This window comes from Prescottella agglutinans (assembly GCF_004011865.1).
Lineage (GTDB): Bacteria > Actinomycetota > Actinomycetes > Mycobacteriales > Mycobacteriaceae > Prescottella > Prescottella agglutinans.
The window spans coordinates 245,454-266,046 of record NZ_RKLP01000005.1 but is presented as its reverse complement, the minus strand read 5'-3'; the positions used below and the strand labels follow the sequence as shown (position 1 = coordinate 266,046).

At 67.7% G+C, this 20,593-nt stretch carries 17 protein-coding genes and 1 pseudogene; 11 read left to right on the top strand and 7 right to left on the bottom strand.

Going from position 1 to position 20,593, the window contains the following annotated elements; genetic code table 11:
- Positions 1 to 63 precede the first annotated feature (63 nt).
- The 4 genes from EGT67_RS11890 to EGT67_RS11875 all read right to left on the bottom strand — a co-directional run bounded on the left by EGT67_RS11890 (position 64) and on the right by EGT67_RS11875 (position 6,066).
- Complete coding sequence (locus tag EGT67_RS11890; RefSeq protein WP_164877545.1) at positions 64 to 987, bottom strand: LysR family transcriptional regulator; 924 nt, start codon at positions 985 to 987, stop codon at positions 64 to 66.
- A gap of 79 nt (positions 988 to 1,066) precedes the next feature.
- Complete coding sequence (locus EGT67_RS11885; RefSeq protein WP_127916276.1) at positions 1,067 to 2,395, bottom strand: MFS transporter; 1,329 nt, start codon at positions 2,393 to 2,395, stop codon at positions 1,067 to 1,069.
- Positions 2,395 to 3,840 (bottom strand): aromatic amino acid ammonia-lyase, encoded by a 1,446-nt coding sequence (locus EGT67_RS11880; protein ID WP_127916275.1) that lies wholly within the window; start codon positions 3,838 to 3,840, stop codon positions 2,395 to 2,397. The genes EGT67_RS11885 and EGT67_RS11880 overlap by 1 nt, the downstream gene beginning before the upstream one ends.
- Positions 3,841 to 5,235: 1,395 nt before the next feature.
- Positions 5,236 to 6,066 carry a HalD/BesD family halogenase gene (locus EGT67_RS11875; protein WP_127916274.1) on the bottom strand — a complete coding sequence of 277 codons (831 nt, stop codon included), beginning with the start codon at positions 6,064 to 6,066 and terminating at the stop codon, positions 5,236 to 5,238.
- 126 nt (positions 6,067 to 6,192) lie between these two features.
- Between EGT67_RS11875 and EGT67_RS11870 the strand changes: the two are divergent.
- Together EGT67_RS11870 and hutC are read left to right on the top strand one after the other, a co-directional pair.
- A pseudogene (locus EGT67_RS11870) lies at positions 6,193 to 6,390 on the top strand (NAD-glutamate dehydrogenase domain-containing protein); the annotation flags it as partial.
- A 60-nt stretch (positions 6,391 to 6,450) separates the two neighbouring features.
- A complete protein-coding gene (gene hutC, locus EGT67_RS11865) occupies positions 6,451 to 7,206 on the top strand; it encodes a histidine utilization repressor (protein ID WP_127916272.1) in 756 nt (251 codons plus the stop codon).
- Between the two features lie 60 nt (positions 7,207 to 7,266).
- Here the strand turns inward: hutC and EGT67_RS11860 are convergent, their stop codons facing one another.
- Positions 7,267 to 7,854: a TetR/AcrR family transcriptional regulator gene (locus tag EGT67_RS11860; protein WP_127916271.1), complete on the bottom strand. Its 588-nt coding sequence runs from the start codon at positions 7,852 to 7,854 to the stop codon at positions 7,267 to 7,269.
- Positions 7,855 to 8,060: 206 nt separating this feature from the next.
- On the opposite strand from EGT67_RS11860, the gene EGT67_RS11855 reads away from it, so the two are divergent.
- Both EGT67_RS11855 and EGT67_RS11850 read left to right on the top strand, forming a co-directional pair.
- A complete protein-coding gene (locus tag EGT67_RS11855) occupies positions 8,061 to 9,773 on the top strand; it encodes a DUF3556 domain-containing protein (protein ID WP_127916270.1) in 1,713 nt (570 codons plus the stop codon).
- Between the two features lie 25 nt (positions 9,774 to 9,798).
- Entirely contained in the window at positions 9,799 to 11,259 is a 1,461-nt protein-coding gene (locus EGT67_RS11850) for a phytoene desaturase family protein (protein ID WP_206612351.1), read from the top strand.
- On the opposite strand, the gene EGT67_RS11845 is transcribed toward EGT67_RS11850, so the two are convergent.
- On the bottom strand, positions 11,223 to 11,864 hold the full coding sequence (locus EGT67_RS11845) for a hemerythrin domain-containing protein (protein WP_127916269.1): 642 nt from the start codon (positions 11,862 to 11,864) through the stop codon (positions 11,223 to 11,225). The two genes, EGT67_RS11850 and EGT67_RS11845, sit on opposite strands and share 37 nt — an antisense overlap.
- A 94-nt stretch (positions 11,865 to 11,958) precedes the next feature.
- Between EGT67_RS11845 and EGT67_RS11840 the strand changes: the two genes are divergently transcribed.
- The 3 genes from EGT67_RS11840 (at position 11,959) to EGT67_RS11830 (ending at position 16,776) form a co-directional block, all read left to right on the top strand.
- Entirely contained in the window at positions 11,959 to 15,267 is a 3,309-nt protein-coding gene (locus EGT67_RS11840; RefSeq protein WP_241565983.1) for an ATP-binding protein, read from the top strand.
- A gap of 124 nt (positions 15,268 to 15,391) precedes the next feature.
- Positions 15,392 to 16,309: an NADP-dependent oxidoreductase gene (locus tag EGT67_RS11835; protein ID WP_127916268.1), complete on the top strand. Its 918-nt coding sequence runs from the start codon at positions 15,392 to 15,394 to the stop codon at positions 16,307 to 16,309.
- A gap of 92 nt (positions 16,310 to 16,401) precedes the next feature.
- Entirely contained in the window at positions 16,402 to 16,776 is a 375-nt protein-coding gene (locus EGT67_RS11830) for a DUF4267 domain-containing protein (RefSeq protein WP_127916267.1), read from the top strand.
- Positions 16,777 to 16,873: 97 nt separating this feature from the next.
- On the opposite strand, the gene EGT67_RS11825 is transcribed toward EGT67_RS11830, so the two are convergent.
- Positions 16,874 to 17,674 carry an alpha/beta fold hydrolase gene (locus EGT67_RS11825; protein WP_206612350.1) on the bottom strand — a complete coding sequence of 267 codons (801 nt, stop codon included), beginning with the start codon at positions 17,672 to 17,674 and terminating at the stop codon, positions 16,874 to 16,876.
- Between the two features lie 81 nt (positions 17,675 to 17,755).
- Between EGT67_RS11825 and EGT67_RS11820 the strand changes: the two genes are divergently transcribed.
- The 4 genes from EGT67_RS11820 to EGT67_RS11805 all read left to right on the top strand — a co-directional run bounded on the left by EGT67_RS11820 (position 17,756) and on the right by EGT67_RS11805 (position 20,562).
- Entirely contained in the window at positions 17,756 to 18,109 is a 354-nt protein-coding gene (locus tag EGT67_RS11820) for an ArsR/SmtB family transcription factor (RefSeq protein WP_127916265.1), read from the top strand.
- Between the two features lie 85 nt (positions 18,110 to 18,194).
- Positions 18,195 to 18,524, top strand: coding sequence for a hydrogenase maturation nickel metallochaperone HypA/HybF (locus tag EGT67_RS11815; protein ID WP_127916264.1), 330 nt, complete (start codon positions 18,195 to 18,197; stop codon positions 18,522 to 18,524).
- Between the two features lie 3 nt (positions 18,525 to 18,527).
- Complete coding sequence (gene hypB, locus EGT67_RS11810) at positions 18,528 to 19,358, top strand: hydrogenase nickel incorporation protein HypB (RefSeq protein ID WP_127916263.1); 831 nt, start codon at positions 18,528 to 18,530, stop codon at positions 19,356 to 19,358.
- A 118-nt stretch (positions 19,359 to 19,476) separates the two neighbouring features.
- The gene (locus tag EGT67_RS11805; protein ID WP_241565982.1) at positions 19,477 to 20,562 is read left to right on the top strand and encodes an NADH-quinone oxidoreductase subunit B family protein; all 1,086 of its coding nucleotides are present in this window, start codon (positions 19,477 to 19,479) and stop codon (positions 20,560 to 20,562) included.
- The last annotated feature ends 31 nt before the right edge of the window (positions 20,563 to 20,593 follow it).

Sequence of the window (20,593 nt, the reverse complement as noted above, 5' to 3'; positions counted from 1 at the left end):
CCACGCATTGCATTCACCGGCAGATGGATTCGCCGAGCGGTGCATGACGTCGGGCCGGCGTCCCTACGTTGCGAGCAGGCCCGCGCTGCTCTGTGCCGCCGAGATGAACGACTGCATGACGGGAGTGATTCGCCGACCGCGATGCCACGCGATCCCGATGATCCTGGGACTCACCCGGTCCAAGTCGACCATCCGGAATCCGGACTGGTTGGCGTCCACCGACAGTCGCGGCATGACTGCCGCGCCCAAGCCCTCCGCGACCATGCCCATGATCGTGCCGTTGTCGTTGCTGCGGAAGATGACTTGATCGTTCAGGCTGGGGCGTCCGAGCCGCGCGGCGATGTCGTGGATCCCTCGCAGCTTTCCGTACGCGATCAGGGGAAGGTCGGATACCCGGTCGAGTTGCATCGGGACGTCCCCGGTCACGATCGACGATTCCTCGGGCACCACGAGAACGTACGGATCGACAAGCAGCTCAGCGGATTCGAATGGACCTGGTGTCAGGGGGAAGACCATGAAGGTCAGGTCCAACTCGCCGCCCTCGACCCGCTGGAGGAGGATCTCGTCGTCGTCGTGTTCCTCGAGCACGACGTCTATCCGGGGCCAAACCTCCTTGAACAGCTTCAGGGCGTGCGGAAGGATTCTGGTGCCGACGCTCTCGTAGCTACCGACTCGCAGCGTTCCGACAGCGCCCTCGGACAACGCGGTGAGATCGGCCCACGCTGTGTCGAGCCGTGCCTGGATCGCTTTCGCGTGTTCCAACAGGATCTTTCCCTCGTCGGTCAACGTGACCGAATGGAGGGTGGTTGTGGGACGCTCGACCAGACGCCGCCCCACCACGGACTCGAGCTTCTTTATCTGCTGACTGATCGCGGATTGGGTATACCCGAGTGCGTGGGCGGCGGCCGTGAACGAACCTGTCCGACCCACCTCGGCCAAGGCGAGGAAGTGTCGAAATTCGATCGACGTCCACGGTGGTCTGTTCATGAATCGCCTCCATCGACGAAAGTTGCCGCACTCCGCGCGGATCGCGGAGTGCGGCAACAGTGATCTCATTTCCCGGCGATCACACCAGGTGCTGTGATTTGGTCTCGGGTGCCCATTTGATGGAGATCAGCATGCCGAGCAGCAGTACCCCGGCGAGCCAGTACATCGTGGCGGGGATTCCCCAGCTCGTCAGGCTGACCGGGAGGACAAAGGTACCGATGGCCGAGGCGATTCGGCTGAGTCCGTTGGCCAATCCGACACCGGAAGCCCGGAGGCTGGTGGGAAAGACTTCGGCGGGATAGACCTGGGTGATGTTCGACGCGCCCGACATCACGAACGTGTAGATGGCGAAGGGAATCATCATCGCCATGACCGACATGTCGCTCATCGCACCCAGTGCCACGAGCGAGACGGCGAGGACACCGAAGGACGCGATGGTGAACGAGCGCCGCGGCATCTTCGCGACGAACCAGACTCCGGCGATGCCTCCGACGAGGAGGAAGATGTTGAGGATCAGGTACTGGAGATCGGCGTCCTCGACATTGAGCCCGGCCAGGATCGTGGGAACGAACGTGTAGATCGCGAAGTACGGGAGCACGAGGGCGCTGTAGAACAGAACGGCGAACCAGGTGCGCGTCCTGTTGGCCTTGTTGAAGAGTGCCTTGTACGAGGTGGATTCCTCTTCCGGCGCGACGCTGGTGGTATCCAATTCCACTCCGAAGCAGCGGCGGACGATCGCCTTTGCCTCGTCGACCCGTCCCTTGCTGATCAGCCATCCCGGCGACTCGGGTGTGCCGATTCGGACGACCAACACGATCAATGCGGGGATCGCGCCGCTCGCCAGGAGCCAGCGCCACGAGTCGTCGCCGGTGTTGAGATAGGTGCCGATCACGTTGGCGGCGACGTAACCGACGGTCCACGCGACGGTGAGCGAGGCGAGCATGGCCCCGCGGTGCTTGCGCGGCGCGAACTCCGACATCAGGGTGGGCCCGACCGCATAGTCGGCACCCAGTCCGAAGCCGATGAGAACGCGCATGATGAACAGCACCAGCACGTTGGGAGTCCACAGCTGCATCAACGACACCGCTGCGATCAGCACGAAGTTGAAGACGTAGAGGCGTTGCCGCCCGATGATGTCTCCGACTCGTCCCAGGATCATGCTTCCGAGGAACAGGCCGATCAGTGCGGAGCTGGCGATCATCCCTTCCCAGAACGAGGAGAGCCCGAGCTGGGTGGTGATCGTGGGCAGGATCGCGCCGATGATTCCGAGTGTGTAGCCGTCGGAGAAGTTGGCGCCGAGCGTCATCCCGGTGATCTTGGCGTGAAACCGGCTGAACGGGATCTGGTCGAGCGCGACTGGCTGGGTGGTCTTGTCACCGGGTGCGGTGATCACTGAGTTTTCGGACATCAAATGCCTTTCAGTCCATGAGACTGCGTGAGGAAGTCAATCGCGCTCTCGAGGTCCTGGGTGAGTGGACGATCGAGGCTGTTCGGATCGAGAACGCTCGACACCCTCTGGAGATAAGTACCGAGCGGGGTTTCGGGATCGAGCGAAACGTCGAGGATGCGAAGTGCCCTCACCGCGGCGACGAGTTCGCACCCGAGGATCTCGTTTGCCGCCTGAATGCAGTCCTGCATCTGGTCGACAGCCTGCGAATGGAAACTCGCGTGATCTTCGGTTCCGCGCGAGATCGTGACCGTTCCGAGCGTCGCCGGGGCCGCCGAGTTCCGAGACCGCGACAGGGATGCTGCCGCGATGTACTCGAGCAGCATGACCCCGCTGCTACCCGCCGGCCCGACGGCCAGAAACGGATTCAAGCCAGTGAACGAAGGCTCGGTCAGGTTCGCCAGTCGCCGCATCGACAGGTTCGCGACGCCGAAGAGGGCGAGCTTGCTGTGGTCGCATGCGAGGGCCAGGGCCTGCGTATGGAAGTTCGCGTTGTGGAAGACGTCGTCTCGATCGACGCTGACCACCGGGTTCTCGGCCGCCGAGTTCATCTCGATGTCCAGTGCGGCCGAATAGGATTCGAGGGCGTGCTGAGCGGGGCCGACAACCTGCGGCAGGGCCCGGAACCCGTACGAATCCTGCACCCGTCGTGGGGTCCACTCGTGATCCTCGATGAGAGCCCGAATCCTTGCGGCCGTCGACGCCTGGTGCGGGTGCGGGCGCGACGAATGGACGAACTCGTCGAACGCCTCGGTCGCGCCACCAGTTGCGATCAGCGACAGCGCGGCGACAGCCGCGTAGTGCCCGAGGTAGTGCTCCATCGCCTGGCATGCGGCGGTACCGCGAGCGACGCCCATGGCATTTGTCGAGATGAACGCGAGCGCGTCGCCCGGGTGGGGGCGCCAGAGCGCCTCCCGTCGACCGCTCTCGAGGTCGGCCTCGCCCATGAGGCCCAGCGCGATCTCGGCGAACTGACTGAGATCCGCGGTTCCGATGGCACTCGATGCGTGTACCCGTGGCAGGTCGTCGTTGCTGAGCGACTTCGAGATCGCCTCCACGATGTCCGGGTGCATGCCCGAGCCGCCGGCCAGCAATTGGTTGAGCCGCACGATCATTGCAGCGCGGACGGTGTCGTGGGGAAGGTAGGGCCCGGCACCCGTCGCATGGCTGCGCAGCAGCCGAAAATCCTGTTCGAGAGCTTGGTCGATCTGCACCTCGCGGTTGGCTCCGACTCCGGTCGTCCGACCGTAGACCTGCCGACGTTCGGCTGCACTCGTCGCCGTCTTCCACGATCGCTCCATGAGATCGAGGGAAACCGCATCCACTTCGAATGGGCTCGTGGAATTCGCCGCGAGAGCTGTCGGATCTATTCCGGTCAAGTTTCGACCTGCGTTGGTGTCGTGCACTGAAAGTTCCCTATTTCGTCCGTGTTCGTCATGCCGACTTGATCAATTCAGAAGCGCTGCAGACTTCGGCGCGATCATGTCGACGAAAAAGAAGGGGGCCGGAGCCATGGTCACCGACTCGCTCGCATGCTCCGGGCCATTGCGCTGTCGCGCAATTATGCTGTGCGTCCGTGGAAGAGCTTCAGGTTGATGTCGTTCGGCTTGTTGTCCGGCTTTTCGGAACAGGCGAGAACTGCATCGATTCGTGTCTGCTCGCCCGCCATGGGAGCGGCGCGGTGGATCGAGTGCCGACCATGGAAGAAGTTGAGGCGCCAGGTTCGTTCTGTGGGGTGGTCACACCGGTTCGGGAACCGTCCGGGCGCTCCGCCACCACCTCGTGGCCTTCCGATTCCGGGATCGGAGGACAGGGAAACATCGTCGTTCCCTGTCGGTGGGGTGGAGCATCCGGCCCTCGGGCCCGCGGAACGGCCCCCGGTTGGCGCTGTCGTCCGCAGGGGCAGGGGCGGGGTCCGCACGGAGCACGTTCGGCGACGCGGGGCCGCTGATCGGGCGGGCCTCGCTGCCGAATGAGGTGATGTCCATTGGGTGCTCCTAGCGATCGGGCGGTGAGGGCACTGCCTGCCGCACGTGGCTGCCGAACGACCCTGTTGTCGCCCGCATCCCGTGTCGGTAGCTGTTGTGCGCTCCCTCACTTTCCATGATTACGGCTTGTATATTCCGGTCTATACAAGCTGATGTCAAGGAGAGTGGTGCCCGATCGGCCTTCGGCGCAGCTAGGCCCGCATACCGGGTGAACTCGGCTGCGAACGGGATACCGGTCGGTATCCGATGGGGTGCCGAGTTGGGCACGGCGGCAGCACGATCGCGTGGCAGGCTCGGTCGCGCAGCCCGAGCGGCTGGTGTGGTCATGCGGGTCTCGTATTCGACGGGGTCAACGTGTCGGGCCTGGACGGGCGTCGTTGGTAGGCCGGTTCGGCCCAGGAGGCGATCGCGATCCGAAGGTGGCCGCCGGTGGTTCAGCGGCAGCGGTCGAGAAGGTTCTTCCGACGGGAGTGCGTAGAACGATTCCATGGCGGCGTTGTCACCGCGGGCGCCTACTCGCCCCATCGATCCGACCGTGCCTGTCTACCCGACACTTGGACGAACCCGCGGGAACGGTTGCGATCCGCGGTCGCTGTGCACGATACAGCCGATCGCCTGGTGATCGCCTGCAGCCCGTTCGGCGAGGGCGGAGCCGATCGCGGCGACAGCGGATCGCGCCTTCGGTCCCGAGCCGATCGAGTAGCCCACGATCCTGGCCACACTCACACCACCACTCGATGAAAAGCGACAGGGGCCGGCGGCATGGTTGGGCGGTTCGCCCGCATGCCTCCGGCCCCTGGCGCTGTCGCGCAGTTACGTCGTGCGTCCGTAGAAGAGCTTCTGGGTGATGCTGTTCATCTTGTCGTCGGGCTTTTCGGAATAGGCGAGGACGGCATTGACGCGGGTCTTTTCGCCTGTCACCGGGGTGACGCGGTGCATGGAGTACCGGCCACGGAAGAAGCTGAGGGTGCCCGGTTCGTTCTGCAGGGTGATCACGCCGGACCGAGATCCGTTCAGTCGCTCCGCCACCTCGTCGTAGTTCTCCGATTCCGGGGATCGAAGCATGTGGAAGTACTCGTATTCCCCGCCCTCGTCGGTGGGCTGGAGCATGAGAGTCACCGCGAAGTGCGACCTGTCGAAATGCCAGCCCAGTTCGTCGCCCTGCTCGAACAGGGCCACAGAGCACGCACCCAGCGCATCGTCGTAGCGGTAGAAGCTGGGCATTTCCAACGCCTGTCCGATGAAATCGGTCAGCGAATCCCAGTTGTAGACCGTTCGCAGGGCGGAGTTCTCGGCGATCTCGTCCCACGCGATCGTGAGCTTCGAGGAGTGCTGGAGCATTCCTCGCGGGTCGTCGGCCGCCGCGTCCGCCGGAATTTCCTCGAAATACACATTGTGCGTGTCGTCCGTCCGGTACGCATTCCCGGCCTTTTCGAGGGCCTCGGCTACCAGGATTTCGACAGCATTCGGTCGAATGAATCCGTGGAGTTGGCATGCGCCGTGATTGCGCAGATCGTCTTGGCAACGCTCGACCAGTCGGCGCCCTTCGTCGGAGTCCAGGCGATGGATCGGATAGCGATCGAGGTCGATAATCTCTGCAATTGCAGTCGCATCGAAGGCGACCGCCGCCAGCTCTGAAGTCATTCATCTGCCTTTCGTACGGATCATGCGCAATCCATGCTGGGTGGTGCGCGTCACCCGCGGCAAGCTCGTATTAGTGATGCAGGGCATCATTTGTGCTTATGAGCCCGCTTATGAGCCTGGAATGCGACGCGTCGGCTGATTCGCGGGGCAGGTCGTCAGGTGGTGCGGCCGCTCGGCATCGGTGATATGAGCGGTGACCTCCCCGATGGCGGAAGGTTGTGCAGCAAGTACATTCGGCTCGTCGGGGCGTTCCGTCGCCGACCCGTCCTGCTCGATCCCGATCAGCGGCCGCTCGCCGTCGGAGCGGAGGTCACCGGTCGGTAGACTTCGTGGGCCGAGTCGACGAACGGAGCGGTGGAACTTTTCGAGGAACAGGGGCAGCGGATGGCAGTGGTTGACGTCGACGCGGAACTGGCCGCGCTGTTCGACGAGGCCGGCGGCGAGTCCGTTCCCGCCTACGAACGCGTCAAGAAGCTGGTGGCGGAGCAGATCCGGTCGGGCCGTTGGTCCGAAGGCGATCAGTTGCCGTCCGAGAACCAGTTCGTCAACGCGCTCGGGCTGTCCCGGATGACCATCAACCGCGCGTTGCGCGAACTGACGAGTGACGGTCTGATCGTGCGGATGATGGGCATCGGCACGTTCGTGGCGAGCACCAAGACCCCGTCACCGCTGTTCGAGGTCAAGAACATCGCCGACGAGATCCAGGAGCGGGGCCACCGGCACCGCACCGAGGTGATCTTCGTCCGCGAGGAGGAGACCGACCACTCGCAGGCGTTCCTCCGGGATGCCGTCGGCGCCAGGGTGTTCCACTCCGTTCTCGTGCACTACGAAGACGACAAGCCGATCCAGGTGGAGGACCGTCTGGTGAATCCGGCCGAGGCGCCCGAGTACCTCGACCAGGACTTCACCGCGATCACGCCGAACGACTACCTCAGCCGTGTTGCGCCCCTCGTGCGCGGCGAGCACGTCGTCGAGGCCGTCCTCGCCAGCCCCGAGGAGTGCCGCCTGCTGCAGATCGACCGCGGCGAACCCTGCCTGCTGATCCGGCGCCGGACGTGGTCCGAGCGCGGACTGGTGAGCGCCGCGCGCCTGATCCATCCGGGGTCCCGCAACCGCCTCGAGGGTGCGTTCAGCCGCTGAGATGCGGATGGGTTTCCCCGCTTCCGGGGATCCCCTACCTGGGTTGGAGCGACCTGGCCGTCAGGTCGGGGGAGTGAATACGGGATCCAGATAGGTCTGCAGGTAGCTCAGCAGCGCCGCGCGGTCGTCCACGTCGACGGCCGAACCTGGGGTGCCCACCAGGGAGACGAGCATCCGGATCAGCCACTCCGCCGCTCCGATCAGGTCCAGATCCTCGCGGATCAGTCCCCGCTCCCGGGCGTCGCGCATCCGGTCCACCCAGAAGTCCGAGAGTTGCGCGACCACGTCCTGTGCGTAGTTCCCCATGATCTCGGCGTACTCATGTGGTTCCCGGGCGGACAGCTCAACCGCCAAGGGCCCGAGCGGTTCCTGTCGGGACAACACGACGGCCTCGGTCAGCATGGCTGCCACGCTGTCCTGACGCTCGATCCGATGGGTGGCATCCGCCCAGAAGTCCGCGCCCCGGCGGATCAGCGCCGCTGACAGCAGTGCCGGCTTGTCGGTGAAGAACCGGTACAGGTAGGCGCGGCTGATGCCCGCTTCCTGAGCCACGGCTCGCACGGTCGTGCGGCGGATCCCGTTGCGCGCCAGGCACACCTCGGCGGCGTCGAGGATGCGGTCGCGAATGGTGTTGGAGTGGGGGGTCATCTCCGCCCGATCCTAGGACACGTCCGAGAACCGAATCGCAACTCGGACCGGCGGGGCCTGGTGTTCGGGGCGATGAAAATGTTGTTGTAGGCACTTGTGGAGAAGTGTCTACAACCCCTATGTTCGGCGGTCAGGACCGGCCACCCAGAGGCCCGGTCGCCAACCGGCCCGGCATGCGCCGATTCGGTCAGTGGTTCGGAGGACGCATGGGATTCCTGCAACCGGTTGAACCGGACGTCGACGCGGACGCGTTGCGGCGCAGTGACCGGCCCGTCCAGATGCGCATCCTGTCGGAGAACTTTCTCTCCCAGGGCTTCGGGACACCCGACGTGGTGTACGTGGGCTATCTCCTCAAGATCGCCCTGTTCGTCCTCGGCGGCGCGCTGTTCGCGACGAGCACCCCGGGAGTGGACGGCCTCCTCGACGTGGGGCAGTGGTGGGCGCTGCCGGTGGTCTGGGAGAAGGTCGTGCTGTGGTGCATCCTTTTCGAGGTCACCGGGCTGGGTTGCGGTTTCGGGCCGTTGAACCTGCGCTTCCTGCCGCCGCTGGGCTCCTTCCTCTACTGGTTGCGACCCGGAACCGTCCGGTTGCCCCCATGGTCGGGGTGGTTCCCGTTCACCTCCGGTAGCCGGCGCAGCATTGTCGACGTCGTGCTGTACGTCGCACTGCTCGTCTCCTTGCTGGTGGCCCTGCTCTCGGCGACCGCGTCCGGTACCGGACAGCTGCCCTGGCAGAAGGTGGCGGTCGTGCTGGTGGTGCTCGCTCTCGTCGGACTGCGCGACCAGACGATCTTCCTGGCCGCCCGGGCGGAGGTCTACGGGGCGATCGCGTTGACCTTCCTGATTCCGTTCCCCGATTCCATGGTCGTCGCCAAGTTCGTGCTGCTGTGCATCTGGTGGGGAGCGGCGATCTCGAAGGTCAACGTGCACTTCCCGTCGGTCGTGCAGGCCATGGAGGCGAACAGCCCGCTGTGGCGTGCCAAGCGCATCAAGCACCAGTTCACCCGCTCGTACCCCGAGGACCTGCGACCGTCCGCGCTCTCGAAGCTGCTCGCCCACGGCGGCACCGCGATCGAGTTCGGCGTTCCACTGGTGCTCGTCTGCTCGAGCGGCGGCACCGTCACCACCGTCGCCGCCATCGTGATGATCCTGTTCCATCTGCACATCATCGTGACGATCCCGATGGGGACGCCGCTGGAGTGGAACGTGTTCATGATCTTCGCCGTCCTCGTGCTGTTCGTGAACCATGCCGACCTGGGTGTGAGCGACCTTGCCCATCCCGCAGTCCTGCTGATCCCCGCCGTCAGCTTCCTTCTCGTGATCCTGGGTAATCTCTTCCCGCGGCGGATCTCCTTCCTGCTCGGCATGCGCTACTACGCCGGCAACTGGGACACGTCGGTGTGGTGCCTCTCGCCCACTGGTGAGCAGAAGCTGACCGACAACACGATCCGCGCGGCGATGCTGCCGCACCGTCAGCTGGAGAAGATCTACGGCGGCGAGGACGAGGCCCGGGTCACTCGGCTCACCGGCTTCGCGTTCCGCGCGATCCACACGCACGGTCGGGCGCACGCGGCCCTGCTGCCCCGACTCATCGGGGATCGGCCCGGGATCGACTACGTGGAACTCGACGGGGAGACGGTGGCCGGGGTGGTGCTCGGATGGAACTTCGGCGACGGCCACCTGCATTCCGAGCAACTGGTCGCGGCGCTGCAGGAGAGATGCAGCTTCGAACCGGGTGAACTGCGAGTGCTCGTCCTCGACGCCCAGCCGATCCACCGGCAGTCCCAGGCGTACCGCCTGTTGGACGCCGCCACCGGGGAATTCGAGCGGGGCAGCGTGCGGGTCGCGGACATGGTCAACCGTCAACCCTGGGCCGCGGACATGCCGGTGCAGGTCGTTGCGGGTGGTCGAGATCGCTGACTTGACGCGGTCGAGGACCGCCGTCGTGGTCGGATCCGGGCCCAACGGGTTGGCCGCCGCCGTCCGACTGGCCGGTCACGGAGTGAAGGTCCAGGTGCTCGAGGCCGCCGAGACGCCGGGCGGTGGGGCACGCACGAGTGAGCTGACGGTGCCCGGCCTGCTGCACGACGTCTGTTCGGCGGTGCATCCCTTCGGCGTCGCCTCGCCGTATCTGGCGTCCCTTCCGCTCGTCGAGCACGGATTGCGGTGGCGGTGGCCCGAGGTGGACCTCGTGCATCCGCTCGAAGACGGTTCGGCCGGCGTGCTGGTGGGCGACGTGGATCGCACCGCAGCCGGGATGGGGGTCGACCGGAACGCCTGGCGACGGGTGTTCGGACCGATCGCGGCGCGTTTCGACGAGCTCGCCCCCGATGTGCTCGGTCCGCTGTTGCGGGTGCCCTCGCACCCGGTGGCGCTCGCCAGGTTCGGTCTGCGGGCGGGGCTCCCCGCGACCGTGCTGACGAAGGCGTTTCGCACGCCACAGGCGCGGGCGCTGCTCATGGGGTGCGCGGCGCACCTGTTCCAACCCCTGAACCGGCCGTTGTCGGCCTCCGTGGGCGTGATGCTGGTGGTCGCCGGTCATCGGTACGGGTGGCCGGTGGCGGAGGGCGGGTCGCAGGCGATCACGTCGGCGCTCGCGTGCGTGTTGGCCGAGCGTGGCGGGGTGATCGAGTGCAACGCACGCGTCGCGTCGCTCGCGGATCTGCCCCCGGCCGACGTGACCCTGTTCGACACGACCCCGCAGGCGGTCGCCGAGATCCTCGGTGGCCGGCTCGGCAGCCGACGCGGGCGCCGGTACCGCTCGTACGCGTTCGGCCCGGCCGCCTTCAAGGTGGATCTTGCTGTGCGGCACGGGGTCCCGTGGACCAACGAGTCCGCACGTCGGGCCGGAACCGTGCACCTCGGTGGCGACGCCGGCGAGGTGGCGGCCGTGGAGGCCGAGGTGGCGGCCGGCCGGATGCCGGAGCGGCCGTTCGTGCTGATCGGACAGCAGTACCTGGCCGATCCGACCAGATCGGTCGACGGAGTGCACCCGATCTACGCCTATGCGCACGTCCCGGCCGGGTACCAGGGGGATGCCACCGAGGTCGTGCTCGACCAGATCGAGTCCTACGCACCGGGTTTCCGCAGCCGGATCGTCGCCGTGCACTCCACGAGTGCGACCGGCCACGAGAGCTGCAATCCCAACTACGTCGGCGGCGACATCGTGGGAGGCGCCAACACGCCGCTGCAGATGGTCGGTCGCCCCCTGTTCGCCGCCGACCCGTACGCGACCGGCGTGGACGGGATGTACCTGTGCTCGGCCTCCACGCCACCCGGCGCCGGCGTGCACGGCATGTGTGGAGCCGGCGCCGCGGCGAGCGCGCTGCGCAGCCTGGGCATCGCGGTGACCCCGCTCGGGGGGGTAGGTCAGGCCGCGCGGACGCGGCGGATGTGGCGGGCGTAGCGGGGGCGACCGATGACGTGCCAGACGGCGCGGATCGGTGCGGGCAGGACGCCGAGGAGCGTGGCGCGCTCCGCTTGATCGGCGTCCTCCAGGACGAGGCCGAAGAGCGTGAGCAAGGTGAGCTTGGGCGTGTTCGCCACCAGGTGCTCGCCCAGGGACGCCCATTCCTTCTCGGTGATGTGCTCGGCCGCGAGCGGAAGCAGAGTGGTCTCCTCGTCGTCGAGGTGTTCGACCAGGACCGCCCGGTGATCGGTCAGGGCCGCTACCAGGGTGTCGCGCTCGTCGGCTCCGGCGGTGGCCTCCCACGCCGGTACCGCGGCGTCCAGCCTGGCCATCGTGGCTTCGACGCGCTCGTGCTGGGCCTGCATGCGCAGGACGATGTCCGCCTCCAGGTCGACCCGGGACAGCAGCGGCGGCCACAGCAGCTCGTCCTCGCCCTCATGGTGGTTCTTCAATCCCAGTCGGTAATCGCGGAAGTGGTCGGCGATCACTGTGGCGCGCGCGGTGTCACCCGGCGTGACCGCCGCGACGAGCTCCTTCAGCAACCGCGACTCGCGGCGGAAGGCGCGGTGGACGATCTCCATGTCCTGCGTGTCGATGCTCATCTGTTCCTGCCCTTCATATCTGGTCTGGTTCGATGTGCTCGAGACTGCTCCCGGGAGTTTGGAAAACAGTTGGAGCTGACGTGGAATACCTGACGTGACCGTGCGTACTATGTGCCACGTCATGGTCTTGATCCGGGTATTGGGCTCGTTCGCGGCTGAGGCCTGCGACGAACCCCTTCCCCTCGGCGGACCGCGCCAGCGCGGCGTGCTGGCCCTGTTGGTGGCCGCGCGCGGACAAGTCGTCCCGGTCGACCGGATGGTCGAGGATCTGTGGCGCGGCGAACCGCCGGCACGCGCGCTGGCCTCGTTGCAGGCGTACGTGTCCAATCTGCGCCGCCTGCTCGAGCCCGCCCGCCCCCCGCGCACCCCGGCCCGACTGCTGGTGAGCGCGCCACCCGGCTACGCATTGCGGCTGCCACCGGAAGCAGTGGACGCGTGGCACTTCGAGCAGTTGCTTGACGAAGCCCGCACACTCGCGGATCCCCATGACGCTCGCGTCCGGCTGGACGAGGCACTGGCGCTGTGGCGGGGCCCCGCGTTCGCCGAGGTCGCCGACGAGCCGTGGGCCGTCGCCGAGACCGTCCGGCTGAACGAGCTGCGCCTGGTCGCCCGGGAACTGCACATCGCGGCGGGACTGCGGCTCGGTCACTCCGCGACGGTGGTGCCCGAGACGGAGCGCCTCACTCGCGACGATCCTCTGCGCGAGGAGGGCTGGCGCTTGCACGCCCTCGCGCTGTGGAGCAGCGGCCGCCAGGCTGACGCCCTGACCGCGCTCCGCCGCGCCCGCGCCACCTTCGCCGACGAGCTGGGCCTCGACCCAGGCCCGGATCTGGTGGCGCTGGAAGAGGCGATACTCACCCAGCGCACGGACGTCCTCCGTGCGGCCGTCCCGTCGCCTCCGGCAGACTCACCCGGGCGCCGGGCCACGGCCACCGTGCTGCTGCCGCCGCAAAACCAACCCGGCGCAACAACATTCGTGGGACGGTCGGGCGAGCTTTCAGCGCTGCTGGCGGCCGCAGGGCAGGTCGTCGCGCAGGGGGCACGCGTCGCGCTCGTCACCGGGGAAGCGGGGCTCGGCAAGTCGACGCTGCTGGAGCAGCTCGGTGCGCGGCTCGGGCAGGACGGGTGGCTCGTGGCCGCCGGGCGCTGTCCCGACATGGACAGCGCGCCGCCCGCGTGGGCGTGGGTCGAGGCACTGCGGCAGGTGGCCGAGACCGTTCCTCCCGGGGAGTTCGCCGCGGACCTGGCACCGTTACTCTCCGACTCCGCGCCGGTGGACGGTGACGCGGCGGCCGGGCGGTTCCGGTTGCGGAGGGCCGTGTGGGCCTGGCTCTCGGCGGCCGCCGGCGACCGCCCGGTCGCCGTCGTCCTGGACGACCTGCACTGGGCGGACGCCGCCACACTGGAACTGCTCGGCGGTGGCGTCGACGTGCGGGCCCCGATCTTGGTCGTCGCGGCGTACCGCGCGGAGGAGAGCGAGCGCCTCACCGAAGCGCTCGGGTCTCTCGCCCGCACCGCCCCTCTGCGGCTGGATCTGCCCGGATTGAACGCCACGGCCGTCGCCGAGCTCGTCCGCGCCGAGTGCGAGGCCGACGACGCGACCGTGGCCGGGATCGCCGAGCGGACCGGCGGCAACCCGTTCTACGTGCGGGAGAGCGCGCGGCTGCTGGGCGGCGAGGGTGCGCTGATCGCGCTCTCCGAGGTCCCCGAAGGCGTACGGGATGTGCTGCGACGCCGGTTCGCCAGGCTGCCCGAGAGCGGCGTGTCCGTCCTGCGGCTGGCGGCCGTGGCCGGCCGGGAAAGCTCGGTGGACGTGCTCGTGCGGGCCGCCGACACCGACGAGGACGGCGTGCTGGACGCGCTGGACGCGGGTGTCATCGCCGGGTTGCTCGACGAGCCCGGGCCTGGGCGCGTCCGGTTCGTGCACGCGCTGGTCCGGGACACGCTCATCACCGATGTCAGCCGGGTGCGAATCACCCGGATGCACACCAGGATCGCCGCGGCCCTGGAGGGCACCGGCGACGTCGCGGCCCTCGCCCATCACCATGCGCGGGCGGGATCGCCGGAGGCCGTGGGCTATTGCGTGCGGGCCGCCGAGCTGGCCGAGGCACGCTACGCCCACGATGTGGCGGCCGCACTCCTCACCGATGCCGTCACCAACTCCAGCGACCCCGACGAGCGCGTCGGACTGCTCGGCAGGCTGCTGCGCGCGCAGGTCAGGGCAGGGGCCTTCGCCGCGGCCAGGGCTACGCGGGAGCAGGCCGTGGAGTACGCCGAGTCGCTCGCGCGCGACGACCTGATGATCGCCGCGTTCACCGCCTGGACCGAGCCCACACCCTGGCAGGCCCGCACCTACGGCACGGTCGACCGTCCCATCGTCGACCGCCTCGGTCGCCTGCTCGAACGGACCGATCTCGCCACCGATATGCGATCCCACCTCCTCATCGCCTACGCCCACGAACTGGTGGGCGAGGACGATCCGACCGTCGTGGAGGCGGCGCAGGAAGCGCTCGACCTCGCCACCGATCCCCGCCTCCGAGCCGCGGCGCTGCTGGTCCTGGCCCGCGGGACCGGGCGGGAGGAATACTCCCGCGAGCTGGTGCAAATCGGCGCCGAGCACGATCTGCCCGTCTACCGCGTGACCGGACTGCTCAACCAGGCCGCGAACGCCGCCGCGGCCAACGACCCGGCCGCCATGCGTCGCGTGACGGTCGAGGCACTCGACCTTGCCCGCGCCTACCGTATGCCCGAGGCGATCGGGGCCGCCGAGATCGCGCTGGCGACACTGGTGCTCATCGAGGGCCGGTTCGCCGACGCCGAGCCCCTCTACGCCGAGGCCACCGCACGCATGGAACGCGCCGGATCGGTGCACGCCGCGGGCTTCCTCCGCCTCGCGCAGGCGGCGGTCTGGCTCAATGACGGCACGCTCGGCGACCACCTGGACGACGTGCGATCTCATCACGAGGCGCTCGGCCCGATGGTCGCCGACCTGCTCACGCTCGCCCTCCACGCCGCCGGCCGCGGCGACGAGGCACATCGGACACGCACGTCACCGACCCCGATCCGGCCCGACTTCTTCTTCACCTTCCTGGCCAGCCTGCGCGCGATGGCGATCATCGCCTCGGACGACCGCGACGCTGCCGAGGAGATCTACGCAGACCTGCTCCCCCACCGAGACGGTCCCCCTGCGGGCGCAGCGAGCCTGTCGCTGGCGCTCCGCCCGGTCGCCCACACGCTCGGCGAACTCGCCCTCTTCCTCGGCCGCGACGACGAGGCCGCCGCACACTTCGCCCAGGCCGCCATCATCGCCGACCGGTGGAACGCCCCCCACTGGTCCGCCGACGCCCGATCACGCGCCGATCGTGTTCTCGGCGTGGATGTTTCGCCCCCGCAGAATCGCTGAAGGTGCGATCGGCGGCGGAGCGCCTCAGCCCCGCCTCGAGCGTTCCTGGCCGGCTCCAAGTGCCTTCCAAAACCCAGGAGCAGTCTCGACCTCATCAGAAACAGAACTGATGGAGGAGCGAAACATGAGCACACCCACCTTCCGGGCCGCCGTCGTCCGCACACCGGGCGGACCCGACTTGATCGAGATCATCGATGTCCCCCTCGCCGAGCCCGGCCCCGGCGAGGTCCGGGTCGCGGTCGCGGCCGCGCCGGTCAACCCCACCGACCTCGGCGTCGTGGGCGGCTTCTTCCACGAGCTGGGCATGATCGACCAGCCCGACCACACCGGCCTGGGCTGGGACTTCGCCGGCACCGTCCTCGCCGCCGGTCCGGGCGTGGACCTGGCTGTCGGGACTCGGGTTGCCGGTGTCGTTCTCGGTTTCGACCGCGATTTCGGCACCTATGCCGAACAACTCGTCGTGCCCGCAGCCGATCTCGCCGTGGTGCCCGACGGGCTCGACTTGGTCGCGGCATCGACGGTGCCGCTCAACGGCCTGGGTGCGGCGCAGATCGTCGATCTGCTGGGCGACGCGCCCGCCGACGGCAACCGATTGCTGGTGACCGGTGCGGCCGGTGCGATCGGGGCCAACGTGGCCTCGGTCGCGCCCGACCGAGGCTGGCAGGTGACCGGTCTGGCCCGAGCCGCGGACGAGCAGTTCGTGCGAGGTCTCGGCGCCGACTTCGTGACTGACGCCGAGCCGGGCTGGGACGCGGTCGTCGACACCACGTCCATGCAGGTGTGGGGCCTGACCTTGGTCCGCGACGGCGGAGCCTTCGTCGGCGTCCGACCCAACCTGGTGCCCGCGGCCGAGCGGGGGATCACGGTGAACGTACTGGTGACGCAGTCGGACGGTCCTCGGTTGGGACAGCTGCTGGCCCGCGCCGCGTCCGGCCGGTTGCCGACCCGAGTGCATGCGGTGCTGCCGTTGGCTCAGGCCGCCGACGCCCACCGGGCTATGGCCAAGGGCGGGACGCGCGGTCGCTACGTGCTCGAGCCCTGACCTACTCGGCCACCGTGAACCCGCCGTCGTTCCGGACGGCATGGACCGACAACCACTTCGTCAAGAGACTCCCTCAACGGACAGGACCGCTGATGCTCACCACCATTGCCACTGTTCTCGCCGGCCTGCTCGGCGTGGCGCTCATCGTCATGGGCGGGAGCGCCTTCACGACGCCGCAGGCTGCCGTCGGTTTCGGCATTCCCGAAACACACGCCGACGACCCCGCCTTCCGGTCCTGGCTGCGCGTGAAGGGATTGCGCGAGATCGCGTTCGGGGCCGCCGTCTTCGTTCTGATGCTCGTCGCGGCGACGCCGGTGCTGGGTTGGTACGTGCTGGTGCTCGCCGCCGTACCCGCAGGAGACGCGGTGGTCGTGCTGCGCAGCGGTGGGCCGAAGGCCACCGCGTACGGCGTCCACGGCGCAACGGCGGTGGTGATGCTGGCGACCAGTATCGGCCTCCTGGTCTGACTCGCCATCGAGATCCCGGGATCCGTTGTCACCCAAGATGTTTCCGATTCTTCGGCGGCGGCAGCCCTGCAATCGACATCGAGGATGGTCGGTACATCTAGACGCCTTCGATGTGCTCCTCCAGGAACGGCCTCACCACCGCCAGGACCTCGGGCGATGCCGCGACGGTGGTGGCGTGGTCGAAACCGGGGATCACCGCGAGCCGGGAACCCGGGATCAGCGACGCCAGTTTCTGGGTGTCCGAGAACCGCGGCCGATCCTCGGACCCGACGAACAGCATCGTCGGGACATCCAGCGCTGCGAGCGCGGCGTCGGGCACGCCCGGTTCCTCCTCGGACCGGCGCAGGTACGCGACGAGGGCGCGGGTGTCGTTGGCGTCGAACGCCGCCCGCGTCGCCGGGTCCAGCGGCCACGAACGATGCGCGTTCCACCGGTCGAGGAACGCCGTCATGCCCTCGTGGTCGAGGACGTCGATGCAGCCCGGGAAGAACAGCTTGTCGAACGAACCGGCCTGCGGTCGGCTGCTGCCGCCGCCGACGGTGAGGGTGCGCAGGCGGTCCGGCGCCGCGACCGCGAGCGAGAGCCCGACGCGGCCGCCGAACGAGTAGCCCAGGTAGTGCGCCCGCTCGTGGCCGAGGTCGTCGAGTACCGCGAGGATGTCGCCGACGACGAGGTCCATCGCGTACGACGCCGCACCGTGCGGGGTGTCGCTGCGGCCGTGACCGCGCATGTCGGGCAGGACCAACTGGAATTCGTCGCGCAGCGCCTTGACGTATCCGAATGCCCGCCAGATCGCACTCGACAGCGCCGTCCCGTGCGCGAGCACCAGCGGCGGGCCGTCGCCGATCACCCGATACGCGATGCCGACGCCGTCGACCGGATTGATTGCCTGCTGCATGACCACCCCTACACGGTAGGTCTCGCCGCGGCGGGGCCCGATTCGACGGGTCGTGCCCGGACCCGGACCTACACTGGTGCCGTGCCCCAGACGCCGGCGATCGACCCGGACCACGTGCGCCGCGCCTCGCAGGCGCTCGTGACGCCCGACATCGGTGCGTGGGCAAACCGTTTCGAACTGTTGTCGGATCCCAATCGCCTGCGGCTGCTGCTGTGCCTGCACCACGCGCCCGACATCTGCGTCACCGATCTGGCGGCGGCCCTGGGGATGACCGGAACCGCGGTCTCGCACGCGCTGCGGTTGCTGCGGCAGCAGGGATGGGTGCAGGCCGCGCGGTCGGGGCGCACCGTCCGCTACCGACTGGTCGACGACACCGTGCACGAACTGCTGCACACGATCGGCGCGACCCACTTCCACGAGCACGACGCGAGCTGACGGTACTTCGCCGAATCCCCTGTTGCTCGTCGCGGCGTCGTCCTATCGTGTGATCCGACAGCCTCCGTCCGAACGGACACCCGTGATGCACGAAATGGCAATCACCCAGAGCGTCGTCGATGCGGTGTGCGAACGTGCCGCCGGACGCAGCGTGCACAGCATCAGACTGCAGGTGGGCAGGCTGTGCGCCGTGGTACCCGACGCGATGCAGTTCTGTTTCGAACTGGTCACCGAGGGCACTGTCGCGGAGGGTGCCCGGCTGGACATCGAGGAGCCGCCTGGCCGCGCGCACTGCCGCGGCTGCGGCGAGGACTTTCCCCTGCACGACCTGGTGCTGCTGTGTCCCTGCGGCAGCGCCGACGTCGAGGTCCTCTCGGGTCGTGAACTGCGGATCATGTCGATGGAAGTGGGTTGAGCTATGTGCGCGACGTGTGGATGCGGCAAGGTCGACGAGCCGGCCGGGGCTCGGATCACGATTCCGGCGGACGGGGCTTCTCGGCGCGAACACCAGCACGAGCATGCCCACGGGCACGGGCACGGGCACGGGCACGGGCACGATCATGAACACGGGCACGATCACGACCACGTGCCCGCCGCGACCGAGACCGTGACACTCGAACAGAAGATCCTCGACAAGAACGATCGGTTGGCGGCGGGCAATCGGTCGTGGCTGGCCGAGCGGGGGGTACGGGCCTTCAACCTGATGAGCTCGCCCGGATCGGGCAAGACGACACTGCTCGAGCGCACCGTGCGGGATCTGCGGGCGTCGAGTCCGATATCGGTGATCGAGGGAGACCAGGAGACGCTGCTCGACGCCGATCGGATCCGGTCGACGGGATGTGCTGTGGTTCAGGTCAATACAGGATCTGGATGTCATCTCGACGCCGAGATGATGCGAGGTGCGCTGGATGCGTTGAGTCCCGCGAACGACTCGCTGGTGTTCGTGGAGAACGTCGGAAACCTCGTGTGCCCTGCACTGTTCGACCTCGGCGAGCAAGGCAAGGTTGTCCTCATCTCCGTGACCGAGGGGGACGACAAGCCGCTCAAGTACCCGCACATCTTCGCGGTGGCCGATCTCGTGATCGTCAACAAGACCGATCTGCTCCCTTATGTTCAATTCGATACGGAGGCGTGTGAACGCAACGCGCGGTCGGTGAATCCCGATGTGCGAGTGATCAATCTGTCCGCGACCAGCGGAGAGGGGCTGGAGGATTGGTATCGGTGGGTCGCCGAGCGCCGCGCAGGGTGATCATCCGGCGTTGACAGACCCACCGCTGTCGCGCCTTAATTGTGGTGGGCGTCACGCAAGTGGGCCGAGGGTCGACTCCGGTGACGCAGGGGCGGTGGAGCCCCGGGGAGTGGCTGCTATGTCGACACCGACGAAAGCTGCGAAGAAGCCGGAACACGCCAAATCTGACGAGACGGACGAAGGTCTCATTCACGTCCTGTGGATCAACGCCGGACTCAGCTGCGACGGCGATTCGGTGTCGTTGACCGCGGCGACTCAGCCGAGCGTGGAGGAGATCGCCCTCGGTGCTCTTCCCGGACTGCCGAAGATCGCCATGCACTGGCCGCTGATCGACTTCGAGTGCGGTCCCGCGGGCGGCGCCGACGATTTCCTCGAGTGGTTCTGGAAAGCCGATCGCGGCGAACTCGAACCGTTCGTTCTGGTGGTCGAGGGATCGATCCCGAACGAGAAACTGCACGACGAGGGCTACTGGTGCGGGTTCGGCAGCAACCCGGACACCGGGCAGCCGGTCACGACGAGCGAATGGCTGGATCGACTGGCACCCAAGGCGACCGCGATCGTCGCCGCCGGCACGTGTGCGACGTACGGCGGGATCCACGCGATGGCCGGAAATCCGACCGGCGCGATGGGCGTGCCCGACTATCTCGGGTGGGACTGGAAGTCCAAGGCCGGCCTGCCGATCGTGTGCGTGCCCGGGTGTCCGATCCAGCCGGACAACCTCTCCGAGACCCTGACCTATCTGCTGTACCAGGTGACGGATCAGGCGCCGATGATCCCGCTCGACGAAATGCTGCGGCCGCAGTGGCTGTTCGGGCAGACCGTGCACGAGGGATGCGACCGCGCGGGCTACTACGAGCAGGGCGACTTCGCGGACGAGTACGGCTCCCCGAAGTGCATCGTGAAGCTCGGCTGCTGGGGTCCGGTCGTGAAATGCAATGTGCCCAAACGAGGTTGGATGAACGGGCTCGGTGGTTGCCCGAACGTCGGCGGCATCTGCATCGGCTGCACCATGCCCGGATTCCCGGACAAGTTCATGCCGTTCATGGACGAGCCGCCGGGCGGCATCCTCTCCAGTTCGGTCTCCGAGGTCTACGGATCGGTGATCCGGACGCTGCGGGGTGTCACGGGCCGGACGCTCGACAAGGAACCCAGCTGGCGCGTGCCCGGGCGCTTGCTCAGGACAGGCGCGGTGCGCACCTGGTAGCGCGAGAACGACGACAGGCGATCGCCGATAG

Excerpts from the sequence above, each read along its gene's own strand:
- EGT67_RS11890 (WP_164877545.1), bottom strand. The coding sequence starts at position 987 with ATGAACAGACCACCGTGGACGTCGATCGAATTTCGACACTTCCTCGCC.
- EGT67_RS11885 (WP_127916276.1), bottom strand. The coding sequence starts at position 2,395 with ATGTCCGAAAACTCAGTGATCACCGCACCCGGTGACAAGACCACCCAG.
- EGT67_RS11875 (WP_127916274.1), bottom strand. The coding sequence starts at position 6,066 with ATGACTTCAGAGCTGGCGGCGGTCGCCTTCGATGCGACTGCAATTGCA.
- hutC (WP_127916272.1), top strand. The coding sequence starts at position 6,451 with ATGGCAGTGGTTGACGTCGACGCGGAACTGGCCGCGCTGTTCGACGAG.
- EGT67_RS11860 (WP_127916271.1), bottom strand. The coding sequence starts at position 7,854 with ATGACCCCCCACTCCAACACCATTCGCGACCGCATCCTCGACGCCGCC.
- EGT67_RS11855 (WP_127916270.1), top strand. The coding sequence starts at position 8,061 with ATGGGATTCCTGCAACCGGTTGAACCGGACGTCGACGCGGACGCGTTG.
- EGT67_RS11845 (WP_127916269.1), bottom strand. The coding sequence starts at position 11,864 with ATGAGCATCGACACGCAGGACATGGAGATCGTCCACCGCGCCTTCCGC.
- EGT67_RS11835 (WP_127916268.1), top strand. The coding sequence starts at position 15,392 with ATGAGCACACCCACCTTCCGGGCCGCCGTCGTCCGCACACCGGGCGGA.
- EGT67_RS11830 (WP_127916267.1), top strand. The coding sequence starts at position 16,402 with ATGCTCACCACCATTGCCACTGTTCTCGCCGGCCTGCTCGGCGTGGCG.
- EGT67_RS11825 (WP_206612350.1), bottom strand. The coding sequence starts at position 17,674 with ATGCAGCAGGCAATCAATCCGGTCGACGGCGTCGGCATCGCGTATCGG.
- EGT67_RS11815 (WP_127916264.1), top strand. The coding sequence starts at position 18,195 with ATGCACGAAATGGCAATCACCCAGAGCGTCGTCGATGCGGTGTGCGAA.
- hypB (WP_127916263.1), top strand. The coding sequence starts at position 18,528 with ATGTGCGCGACGTGTGGATGCGGCAAGGTCGACGAGCCGGCCGGGGCT.
- EGT67_RS11805 (WP_241565982.1), top strand. The coding sequence starts at position 19,477 with ATGTCGACACCGACGAAAGCTGCGAAGAAGCCGGAACACGCCAAATCT.